Below are 11,059 nucleotides of genomic sequence, written 5' to 3'. Positions count from 1 at the left end.
TCACCATGGCGCTGCCCCTGCTGTGCGCTGTGGTGCCGCCCAAGCGTCTGATCGCCGACAAGGCCTACGACGCACAGAGCTTGAGAGATTGGCTGAAGAGCCACCGGGTGATCGCCACCATCCCATCCACGGCCACCCGGACGGTACCCTATAAGCACAGCCGGGTCGCCTACCGGCGGCGCAATCGGATCGAGCGGCTGTTCGGCCACCTCAAAAACTGGCGGCGCGTCGCGACCCGCTACGATCGCCTAGCCTGCAACTATCTCGCAGCCGTCGCGCTAGTTTCCTCTGTCATCGCATGGACCTGAATGACTCCCCTACCTAGGACCTGAATGAGTCCCCTACCTAGGCGTGTTCGAGCAGGATGCGGTTCTTGAGCGTCTGGTGCCAGCGCTCGATCTTGCCCTGCGTTTGAGGATGGCGGGGCGCGCCGCGGATATGGGTCATGCCCCGGCTGCCGAGCCAGTCGGCCAGATCACCCGCGACGTAGCTAGGCCCGTTGTCGGAGAGCAGCCGCGGCCGATGCGCCACCTGCACATGATCGAGCCCGGCCGCCGCCAGCGCGAGGTCGAGCGTGGCGGTGACGTCGCCGACCTGCATCGTCGCGCACAGCTTCCACGCCACGATGTAGCGCGAGAAGTCATCGAGCACGGTCGAGAGGTCGTACCAGCCCCAGCCGATCACCTTCAGACAGGTGAAGTCCGTCTGCCAGAGTTGGTTGGGTGCGGTGGTCTTGTCCTGGAACTCGTTGGCGGCTTTGATCACGATGTAAGCCGGGCTGGTGATCAGATCCTGGGCCTTGAGCAGGCGGTAGACGGTCGCCTCCGAGACGAAGTAGCGCCGCTCGTCGGTGAAGCGCACCGCCAATTCGCGTGGGCTGAGTTCTGGCTCCTCCAGTGCGAGAGCGACGATCTGATCGCGAACCTCGGCGGGCAACCGGTTCCGGACCCGGCTGGGTCGGGACGGGCGATCCGCCAATGCCTCGGGGCCGCCACGCTGGAAAGCGTCGTACCACCGGTAGAACGTCGCCCGGGTGACGCCGAGCTTGTCCAAGGTGGAGCGCACCGGCAGATGGGATTGCTCGACCAGCCGGATGATCTCCAGCTTCTTGGAGGCCGGGTACCTCATGCCTCGTCGCCCCCAGCCCCGGTCATACTTTTTTCAGCAGGCGGTTTTCCAGGACGAGATCGGCCACGACCTCCTTCAGCGCACCCGCCTCGCGACGCAGGTCCTGGACCTCGTCGGCGGTCGCGGCACGGGCCGTGTCGCCGGCCAGCCGCTTCTTGCCGGCCTCCAGGAAGTCCTTGGACCAGCCATAGTACATCGAGCTGGCGATGCCCTCGCGCCGGCACAGCTCGGCGATGCTGTCCTCGCCGCGCAGGCCATCCAGCACGATGCGGATCTTCTCTTCGGCCGAGAACTGCCGGCGCGTGACGCGGCGAATGTCTTTGATCACGGCTTCTGCCGGCTTCCGCGCCGGCCCGGACGTCTGTTTCATCTTCGCTCCTGGGGGCTACGATGAACCAGCCATCCTCCGTTCGTGAAGACCCTCAATCTGTCTCGGGCGTGCTGACGGCGGACAGTGAACCTCTACGAGGGGCCGAACCTCTACCTCAACGCCAACTACGACGCGACGAGCGTCCCGGTGCCCAAGGGCGTGGGGCCGATCAGCGGCAAGCTGCTGATCACACAGTAGAGATCAGCCAGCGGCTGCTTTCTGGCGCATCCGACAGGGTGACCCACGGCATTGCTGGGTCGGCTGCAGAGCGTCCGGATTTGGCCGCGGCGTCGAGGCTCGCTTCCTACCCCGGTCTGCAGTTGCCGGACAGCGGCAGACGAACAGCGGCATTCGGGAAGTGCTATCGGCGGTCCAGGCGGCTGGCATGGGTCGAAAGCCGCGCGTCCGCTTTTCCGACAGAACACCTCCGAAGTAGACCAGCTGCCATCGGCCAGCCTCGTTCATTCAAAGCCGCTCAGATTGCCGGTAAACAAACCTTCTGAGGGTCCGAGAAGGGTCGTGAGCGGTCCCCGCGGCTTGTCCGCTTCGATGCCCCCGCTGCCCGGAAGCAGACAGGCGGAAAACCACCCAACCCGGTCGTAACCCTCTGTCGTCAAGCAGCCTGGAAGCGAACCTTCCGCGGGTCCGCGAAGGGTCGGAAGCGGCGGTTCAGCGGCTATCGGCCCGAGGTCAGATGTTGACGCAACTGAGACCCGCGAGCTGAGCTGCTATAGCGGCTGGTTCGGAGAACCCGCGAAAGTCGACTAAGCGGCCGACAGAGTTTCGCCGTAAGCAGCGCGTCTGCTTTGAAGCTCAGGGAACGGACGTTCACAGCGACTCAGCCGAGGGACTTAAAATGACAAGGCGGCCAAAGCAAGGGCAGCAGGATCGCGTACGACGACGCGATTGCGGTGGAGGTCGAGCATGCCCTGGCGACGCCAAGACTGGAGTTGCCTGTTGACCGTTTCGCGGGTCGTACCCGCGAAGTCAGCGATGTCGTCCTGCGAGATATGAATCTCGCTGCCGAAATCCTCCGCCAAGCCTAACAGGCGTCGCGCGATCCGCGCAGGCAACGGCATCAGCACCGCCTCTTCGAGTCGCGCACTGGCGAAGCGCAGGCGCTCGCACAGAAGCTCGATGACCCGCATCGACAAGTCGGCGTGCTGGCCAACGAGGTCCAGCATGTTGCGGCGGCGGACCGCGAACAGCTCCGCCGGCTCGGCCGCAACGGCGTCCGCGCTACGCGGCCGACCATCGAATAGCGCGATCTCGCCGAAAATGTCGCCCGGACCGAGTATGTTGAGCGTCATGCGCCGGCCCGCGCCGGTGCCGGCCGTGATCCGGATCTCGCCGCGGCGGATCGCGTAGAACGCGTCCGCCGGGTCGTCCTTCAGGAACAGGGTTTCGCCGCGGGCAAGACTGTGGGTGACGCAAAGGGCAGCGACGGCCCGCCGCGTGTCGGATTCGAGGCGGCCGAAGAAGGGTCTGGCGGACAGCAAACGCTCGAACTGCGCCGGATCGCCCACAGAACTGGCTCCGGTTGGAGCTGCGGACCCGACCGAACCGTGAGGTCGGACGGCGGTGCAATCATACTAGAGTGACCGCGAACTCGCCATCCGCCCGGAAGGTCGGCGTAGTGGCGGAGAAGTGCAGTATGCACCGCGGACGGCCGCGGCGACTATCGTGCAGCCCTGAAGGCGGCGGCACGCGTCATATCGGATCTGATGAGGTCGAGATCCGCGAGGTCGCGCTCGCTGAACAAGGCGAGTTCGCGCTGTGTACGGCGGCAGTCGAACCACAGTTTTAAGATAGAGAACGCAGCGGTCACCTGATCCTCCTCGGCTGAGGAGGCCGACATACCGGGGCGCCGCTCCGCGTCTGTGACGGCGATCACGGACGCAGGTGGGTGGTTGGCCGGATGAAAGTTCGGGCCGCAAGGCACCGGGTCGTGACCGGGCCTCGGAGCACGGCCGATCACGCCTTTGTCGCTGGAGATGTTCCATGTCGCGCGCTGCCCGCCTGACCTACGCCTTGATTTGCTACGCGATCTTCCTGCTGGCGTTCCTCTACGCCGTCGGCTTTCTCGGACGCGCCGTCGTTCCGAAGACTGTAGACGACGGGCCGCTCGTCGATCCGGGACTCGCCGTCCTCGTTGACGTCTCCCTGCTCGCCCTCTTCGCGCTCCAGCACAGCGTGATGGCGCGTCCGCGCTTCAAAGTCTGGTGGACACGCATCGTCCCAAAGCCCATCGAGCGCAGCACCTACGTCCTTCTAGCGAGCCTCGCACTGCTGCTGCTGTTCTGGCAATGGCGTCCGCTCCCGGCGGTCGTTTGGTCGATCTCTGAGCCGGTCGCGGTGGAACTCCTTTCAGGACTATTTTGGATCGGCTGGCTGGTTGTCCTCGCCAGCACCTTCATGATCAGCCATCTCGACCTCTTCGGGCTCAAGCAGGCCGTCCATGGCAAGCGCTCGACTGCACCGGGCGAGGCCGTATTCAAGACACCCTTTCTCTACAGGCACGTCCGGCACCCGATCTACCTCGGCTTCGTCGTCGCCTTCTGGGCAACGCCGACGATGACGGCCGGCCATCTGCTGTTCGCCGCAGTCGCGACCGCCTACATCTTCGTCGGCATCCAATTGGAGGAGCGCGACCTCGTCGCCTTCTTCGGCGATCGCTACCGACGCTATCGCCGCGAGGCGGGCATGCTCTTGCCGCGCTTTCGCGGTGCACGCTGATCGCGAAGGTCGCCGACGGGCCGTGGGCGTCGGATCGCTACTCGATCACCACGTCCGCGCTGCTCAAGATTGAGGGCGGCAAAGTCACGCCGAGGCGTGTGGCCGCCCCGGCGTTGGCGAACAGTTCAACCTTCGTGACGAGCTGGACCGGCAGGTCGCGTGGCTGTTCGCCCCGGAGCAGACGGCCGGCATAGATGCCGGCTTGGCGATGCGTCTGCGTGAAGTCGCCTCCGTAGCTCAGCAGCCCGCCGGCATTGGGAAAATCGCGGGATTGGGTGATCGCGGGAAGGCGATGGCGATTTGCGAGGATCGCAAGATGCGCGCTGCGATAGGCGAAGAAGGGGTCGGAGGTGAAGACGAGGCCGGGCACCCCAAGCCGGCGCGGCGTCGTGGAAAGCGCCTCGAACTCATCCTCGCGGCTGGCCTCGAGCACATGGAGCTGCAGGCCAAGGCTTCCCGCCGACGCCTGGAGTCCGGCTACCTGCGAGCTGGCCGTGGGACTGGTCGGATTGACCGCGACGGCGAGGGCGGCGGTCGTCGGAAACAGCTCCCGCATGAGCTCGAGCCGCTTGTTCGAGACCTCGACGCTCAGGCTCGACACACCTGTGAGATTGCCGCGCGGCCGAGCGAGATCGTCCACCAGGCCGAGGACAACGGGATCGCCGCCCATCTCGAAGACGGTCGGAATGGTCTCGGTCGCCGCCCGCGCGGCAAGCACCACGGGCGCACCGCCTGGGGCAACCAAGACCGCGATCCCGCTACCGGCCAGCTCCTTCGCCAGCGCGGGCAGCCGCTCGTAGCGCCCGTCTGCCCAGCGAAAGGCGATCGCGACGTCGCGCCCCTCGACGAACCCAGCATCGGCAAGCCCTCCGCGAAAGGCCTCAAGCCGGCTGGCAACGCGCTCGGGCGTCTCGGAGCCGAGATAGCCGATTACCGGAAGCGTCGGCGCTCGCGCCCGCACCGCACGGGGAATGACGCCGCCGATCAGAGCGGTGATCGGCCCGATGAGAATGGCGCGTCGCCTCATCCCCTCGCTCCTCGCCAAGCGCAAAGCATCACGCCGCCGCGCCCGACTTTGGGCGAGCGTCGGTTCCCTGACCAGCGGCCACGGCGAAGACGGCAACCGGATCGTCGAAACCCTTCAGGCGCCGCGTCCCGAGTGACACGAGAGGGACACCGCCCTCGATCGCCTCGGCCGCCGTGCGGTCGACGAGGATCTCGCCGTCCTGAGCCGAGGCGCACAGGCGCGATGCGAGGTTCGTCACCGTGCCGATGGCCGTGTAGTCCATCCGGCTGTCGGAGCCGATGCGCCCGACCGTGGCGGGTCCCATCGCCAGCCCGATCCCGAAGCCGAGCGCATGGCCGCGCGCCCGCCAAGTCGCGGCCAGAGCCTGCACCGTCGCCTGCATCTCGATGACCATGCGAATGGCCCGCAACGCCGGCTCGGGGCAGGCCACGGGCGCGTTCACCAGGATCATGACGCCGTCGCCGGCGAGGCTCACGAGCGTCGCGCCGTGGTGGTTCACGGTCGCACCGACCGCCGCATGGTATTCGCCCAGCACGTCCATGATCACGGTCGGCTGAGATCTGGCGGAGAACGGGGTGAAGCCGCGCAGGTCGCCGAAGACGACGACGACCTCGACGCGCTGTCCATCGAGGACGCTGTCATCGCCGGCCCGGTCCACGAGCTCGGCGACCTGCGGCGCGAGAAAGCGTTTGAGCCGGTCGATGCGCTCCGAGCGCTCCCGCGAGATCGCGACCTCGCGTGCCATCTGATTGAAGCGAGTCGCAAGTCGCCCAAGCTCATCGATCCTCGCGATGTCGATGCGGTGATCGAACTGGCCGGCCCCGATACGGGCCGCGCCGTCCTCCAGCAAGCGGATTGGCCCAGTCATTCGGCCGGCGAGCCAGTAGGCGAGCGCGGCGGCGAAGCCCGTGCCGGCGAGCAGCAGGCCGAGCAGGCGCCAGAAGGCGGCGTGGATCGGTCCGAACGCCTCGGCGGCCGGCTGGTGGACGATCACGCTCCAGTCCGGACCCTGGACGGGCGCCAATGCGGCAACCACCGCGCGCCCCGCCGGGTCCGTGCCGGCGACCGCGCGCCCATCCTGCGCGAGGATTGCAGCCCGCAGTGCTTGAAGGTTCTCGGCCGTCCGGTCCGCGGTGCCGCGTAGGACGAGGCTGATGTCGGGATGCGCGATGAGCCGGCCCGGCCGGTCGAGGACGAAGGCCTGTCCGGTCTCGCCGATCCGGATCCCCACGATGACGTCTAGGATCAGCTTGAGATTGATCTCGGCGATCGCGATGCCCGCAGCGGCTCGGTTCCCGGCCACGGCCACGGTCATGTACGGTTCGGAGTTGCGGTGGTAGGTGACGGGACCGAACCAAGCTTGCCCGGTCCGAGCTCCCAAGACCGCCGGATCCGCCGATGCGTCATCTCCGCTCTCGACGCGGTTGAGGCCGATTCGCGACACAGAGAGCCGTTCCTTCGAGGCGCCGTCGATCAGCCTGAGGTTGGTTACGGCGGGGGCGTGGCGCAGGAGGCGCAGGGCATCGATGCGCCGCCGCTCGTCGGCTCCCTCAGTCCAGGGCAAGTGGACCATCCAGGCAAGCTGGCTTCCGATCCCTTCAATGAATATTGAGATACGCGCCGCCGCAGTCCGGGCTTCGGCACCGAGGAGGTCGTTCAGGTGCGCCCTCTGGTCCTTATATCCGAACCATGCCTGACTGCTGCCGGCGGCGAGCAACGGAACGGCCACGGCGGCGAACAGTACAAAGAAATATTGCCGGAACAGCGAGCCCCGAGTGGGGAAAGGGAATTGAGCCATCGCCGGATCTATTCCAAGGCGCATCGATCCGCTCCGGGATCACCCGAACGAACCCCCTGAAGTGCTGCCGAGACGCATCGGAGATTGCCCGAACTCGCCGATCAGCGCGCGATTATGTTCCGAACCTGACTTCAATGCCAACCTCCCAGGGACTTCGCCGGTTGAAGCGGGGTTCGGACAAATATCGAGAGAGGCGGCTTTGCGGCGACGTCTGCTTCGGAGAGGCAGCCCGCGTCGGCTGAGCGGCCGCAATGGGCGCACTGCTGTCGGGCTGGTTCTGAAACCCCTCGACACTGACGTCGAGGGGCCAGACGCTCAAATCTCAGTTCCTTCGGCCAGGGTCAGAGCATCCTCGACGTCCACACCGAGGTACCTGACCGTGCTCTCGATCTTGGTATGGCCGAGCAGGATCTGAACCGCCCGCAGGTTGCCAGTCCGCTTATAGATCAGAGACGCCTTCGTGCGGCGGAGGGAGTGGGTGCCATAGTCCTCGCTACGCAACCCGATGCCCGTGACCCACTCATCGACCAAGCGTGCATACTGCCGGGTGCTGATGTGCGTGACGCCGTCGAGCCGGCTCGGGAAGGCATAGTCGTCGAGCGTTCCACTCCTGGCTTCCAGCCATGCCAGAATGCTGGTTCGTGCGGGTTCGAGCAGTTCGAACTGTACCGGCCGGCCAGTCTTGCGCTGGATGACGATGGCCGGGCTGCGGACGCGGCCACCGCTGACGAGATCGCTGATCTTGAGCTTGACGATGTCGCAGCCACGCAGCTTGCTATCGATGGCGAGGTCGAACATAGCCCGGTCGCGTATGCGCCGTTCGCGGTCGAGCCAGAACCGGATGGCCCAAACCTGCTTAGGCTTTAGGGCGCGCTTGGCGCCGAGTTTGCGGCCAGCGTTCCAGGCCGGTCGCCCTTTCGTGGCGGGATCGTGTGCTGAGTGTCCCATCGCCTGTCTCCTCGTCGGCCCATGCCGACGAGGCGATAAGAGACCCGAACCGAAGGTGCGGAGAGCTGGCATATGCGGACGTTCCGCTGGGCGCCCATCCCGGGCATTCGGAGCATCGGCGTTTCTTCTCAAAAGCGGTCATGGATCAGGCTCACTAAGCCCGAGGCCAGTCTGCCGCCGATAGCCTCGCTTGATCCACCACAGGACGGCTGGACTACTCCGAAGCCAATAGGGCGGCCGATCCAGCAGAAATTCTGATCTGAGCCATCAGAACTATGCGCTTATCGGATTGCTAGTTCAGCCTCATGCTGCCGCTGCTTCGACGATCTCGGAGCAGTCGCCACGGCGATATTCCGCCCGAGCGCGATCAAGTCTCAATGTCCCTTCAAACGAGGCCAGTCATGCCCGCCTCAGCGATAGCTCTCGCGCGCAATGCTCGCTCCGATGTTTTCGTCCGCGTGGGGGCCACGCGGGCCAGCTTTGCGGTCGGCCCCGCTCGGTCGCCTGTGCGCAATCTACGGGAGCGACTGGGTTCCGCAATCCTGTTCGGCGGCGCGATCCTCCTCTGGGGCGCCAATTGGCCGGTGATGAAGATCGGGCTCGGTCACATCTCGCCCCTATGGTTCTCCGCGTCGCGCTTCGCGGTCGGGGCAGCCTGCCTGTTCACATGGCAGGTGATGCGCCGGGAGTTGCGGCTGCCGCAGCGTGCGGACCTGCCTGTCGTCGCCTCGATCGGCCTGCTGCAGATGATGTTGTTCACGGCTCTGGGCGCAATCGCCATGACGCACCTGCCGGCCGGCCGCTCGGCCATTCTGAGCTATACGACGCCGATCTGGGTGCTCCCGGTCGCGGTCGTGCTGTTCCGGGAGAAGATCAGCCGGCGGCAGTGGGTTGGCATCGCCCTGGCCGGGATCGGCGTCCTCGTCCTGCTCAATCCGCACGCCATCGACTGGCAGGACAGTCGGGTTGTTGGCGCCAACGGCTTGCTCATCGCGGCTTCGGCGGCCTGGGCCGTCTGCATCCTGCATCTGCGCTACGGCCGAACGGCGTCGTCAGCGATCCAGCTCGCGCCCTGGCAGATGCTGCTCGCCGCCGCCGTGCTGGCGCCCTTGGCGTATATGGCTGAGGGGCCGTTCACCGGAGACGGCACAGGCGTGTTCTGGGCTTGCCTCGCCTTCGTCGGCCCGGTTGCGACCGCCTTCTGCTTCTGCGCCGTCAATGCCGCCAGTGCCCGGCTGCCAGCGAGCACGACCTCGACACTGATGCTGGCCGTGCCGGTCACCGGGCTCGTGCTCTCGGTCGCGGCCCTGAACGAGGAACCGAGCATCGACCTGATCCTGGGTGCAGGCGCGATCATCCTGGGCATCGCTGCAAGTGCGCGGCGGCGTCCCTGATCCTTTTCAAACCAGAAGGAGTACCCCCATGAAGGCCGTCGGCTTCTACAAGTCCCTGCCCATCGCGAACGACAAGGCGCTGGTCGACCTCGACCTGCCGGTGCCGGTCCCGGGTCCGCGTGACCTCCTCGTCCGAGTCCAAGCCGTTTCGGTCAACCCGGTCGACACGAAGGTCCGCGCCCGGGTCACGCCGGCCGAAGGACAGCCGCACATCCTCGGTTATGACGCCGTCGGCATCGTCGAGGCGGTGGGTTCGGAAGCGAGCCTGTTCCGGCCCGGGGATGCGGTGTTCTATGCCGGCGACATCACGCGGTCGGGCACGAACGCCGAGTTCCACTGCATTGACGAGCGCATCGTTGGGCACAAGCCCGCCTCGCTCTCGCTCGCCGAGGCGGCCGCGATGCCTCTGACCGCAATCACTGCTTGGGAGGCGCTGTTCGATCGTCTCGACGTGCGAAATGCGGTGCCCGGCGCGGCACACGCGATCCTGATCGTCGGCGGCGCGGGCGGCGTCGGCTCAATCGCGACGCAGCTCGCCCGGCAGCTGACCGACCTCACCGTGATCACCACGGCCTCGCGGCCCGAGACGGTGGCCTGGAGCCGCGCGCTCGGCGCGCATCACGTGATCGATCACGCGAAGCCGCTCGCTGCCGAGGTCGCCGCGCTTGAACTCGGTAAGCCGGGCTTCGTCTTCTCGACCACCAGCACCGACCGGCATCTCGGCCAGATCGTCGAGCTGATCGCGCCACAGGGCCGCTTCGCGCTGATCGACGATCCGGACAGCCTCGACATCCTGCCGTTCAAGCGCAAGAGCGTCTCCACGCACTGGGAGTTCATGTTCACCCGCTCGATGTTCGCCACCGCCGACATCGCCGGCCAGGGCCAGCTCCTCGACGAGGTTGCGCGGCTCGTGGATGCCGGCACGCTGAAGAGCACCTTTGCGGAGAGCTTCGGCACGATCTCGGCCGCCAACCTGCGCCGCGCGCACGCCCTGATCGAGAGCGGACGCGCCAAGGGCAAGATCGTCCTGGAAGGGTGGGCCTAAGCGGGGCCCGCGCCGTCGGGCCTGTCCACGCGATCCTCCGGCACCGACCGGGTGCCGGAGCGGTCCCGTCGCCGAGGCTAAGCCGGCGCTTCGGGTGTGCGGCCGAGCGGCTTCACCCGATACGCGACCGGGTGTTCGCTCAGGGTTATGAGAGTGCGTTCGGCCAGTTCAGTCCTGGCCGATCAAGCGATCTTGCATAGATGCTCGATGGCGAGCGGTTCGTCGAGGAGCTCGTCGAAGCGAGCTGCGAGGGCGCCGAAGTTGGGCCCGGCGGCGTGGACGTCGAGTGCGGCCTGACTCTCCCAGACTTCGTACATCACGATCGTGCCGGACCGCTCGCGGCTGTCGTGGGCGGTGTAGACGAGGCAGCCAGGCTCCTTGAGCACTGCGGGCACGATCGCTGCGACAGCCTGCGCCAGTGCTGCCTCGCGTCCCTCCCGGGGTACCAAGCGGGCGACAAGCTGGATCTGTTGGGACATTGTCTGATTTCCTGATCTCTGCAGCTCCGGCCTCGCCGGAAACCGTCATGGCGCCAGACACGCTGACGTGTTGAGCAGTCGCCGACCACTCAGGCCGCAAGGGTCAGCGCGTCATGGCCGGCTAGGCTCTGGCT

The 11,059-nt window shown here is 66.4% G+C and carries 10 protein-coding genes and 1 pseudogene; 4 read left to right on the top strand and 7 right to left on the bottom strand.

All coding sequences use genetic code 11. From position 1 onward, the window contains the following. Positions 1 to 308: transposase (locus BLW78_RS30375; protein WP_139307802.1), on the top strand; the 308-nt coding region annotated here is incomplete at its 5' end. 40 nt (positions 309 to 348) lie between these two features. Here BLW78_RS30375 and BLW78_RS30370 read toward each other — a convergent pair. The 3 genes and pseudogenes from BLW78_RS30370 to BLW78_RS30360 all read right to left on the bottom strand — a co-directional run. Then, positions 349 to 1,498: pseudogene (locus BLW78_RS30370) on the bottom strand (IS3 family transposase); the annotation flags it as partial. A gap of 851 nt (positions 1,499 to 2,349) precedes the next feature. Further along, positions 2,350 to 3,024, bottom strand: a complete 675-nt coding sequence (locus BLW78_RS30365) for a Crp/Fnr family transcriptional regulator (protein ID WP_091684029.1) — start codon at positions 3,022 to 3,024, stop codon at positions 2,350 to 2,352. Positions 3,025 to 3,176: 152 nt separating this feature from the next. Beyond that, complete coding sequence (locus tag BLW78_RS30360) at positions 3,177 to 3,326, bottom strand: hypothetical protein (RefSeq protein WP_244527117.1); 150 nt, start codon at positions 3,324 to 3,326, stop codon at positions 3,177 to 3,179. 173 nt (positions 3,327 to 3,499) lie between these two features. Between BLW78_RS30360 and mddA the strand changes: the two genes are divergently transcribed. After that, entirely contained in the window at positions 3,500 to 4,234 is a 735-nt protein-coding gene (mddA, locus tag BLW78_RS30355) for a methanethiol S-methyltransferase (protein ID WP_091684025.1), read from the top strand. A gap of 37 nt (positions 4,235 to 4,271) precedes the next feature. Here the strand turns inward: mddA and BLW78_RS30350 are convergent, their stop codons facing one another. From BLW78_RS30350 to BLW78_RS30340, 3 genes are all read right to left on the bottom strand, one after another. Next, positions 4,272 to 5,261, bottom strand: coding sequence for an ABC transporter substrate-binding protein (locus tag BLW78_RS30350; RefSeq protein WP_091684022.1), 990 nt, complete (start codon positions 5,259 to 5,261; stop codon positions 4,272 to 4,274). Between the two features lie 28 nt (positions 5,262 to 5,289). Continuing rightward, positions 5,290 to 7,059, bottom strand: a complete 1,770-nt coding sequence (locus BLW78_RS30345; RefSeq protein WP_091684020.1) for an adenylate/guanylate cyclase domain-containing protein — start codon at positions 7,057 to 7,059, stop codon at positions 5,290 to 5,292. A 315-nt stretch (positions 7,060 to 7,374) separates the two neighbouring features. Further along, positions 7,375 to 8,007 (bottom strand): tyrosine-type recombinase/integrase, encoded by a 633-nt coding sequence (locus tag BLW78_RS30340; protein WP_091684018.1) that lies wholly within the window; start codon positions 8,005 to 8,007, stop codon positions 7,375 to 7,377. 401 nt (positions 8,008 to 8,408) lie between these two features. Here BLW78_RS30340 and BLW78_RS30335 point away from each other — a divergent pair, with 401 nt between their 5' ends. After that, positions 8,409 to 9,401 (top strand): DMT family transporter, encoded by a 993-nt coding sequence (locus BLW78_RS30335; protein WP_091684016.1) that lies wholly within the window; start codon positions 8,409 to 8,411, stop codon positions 9,399 to 9,401. Between the two features lie 28 nt (positions 9,402 to 9,429). Then, complete coding sequence (locus tag BLW78_RS30330) at positions 9,430 to 10,446, top strand: zinc-binding alcohol dehydrogenase family protein (protein WP_091684014.1); 1,017 nt, start codon at positions 9,430 to 9,432, stop codon at positions 10,444 to 10,446. 182 nt (positions 10,447 to 10,628) lie between these two features. On the opposite strand, the gene BLW78_RS30325 is transcribed toward BLW78_RS30330, so the two are convergent. Further along, complete coding sequence (locus tag BLW78_RS30325; protein ID WP_091684013.1) at positions 10,629 to 10,925, bottom strand: putative quinol monooxygenase; 297 nt, start codon at positions 10,923 to 10,925, stop codon at positions 10,629 to 10,631. Between the last annotated feature and the right edge of the window lie 134 nt (positions 10,926 to 11,059).

This window comes from Methylobacterium sp. 275MFSha3.1 (assembly GCF_900108435.1).
GTDB lineage: Bacteria > Pseudomonadota > Alphaproteobacteria > Rhizobiales > Beijerinckiaceae > Methylobacterium.
Note: the sequence above shows the minus strand (reverse complement) of the source record. Positions and strands in the feature narration are given on the sequence as shown.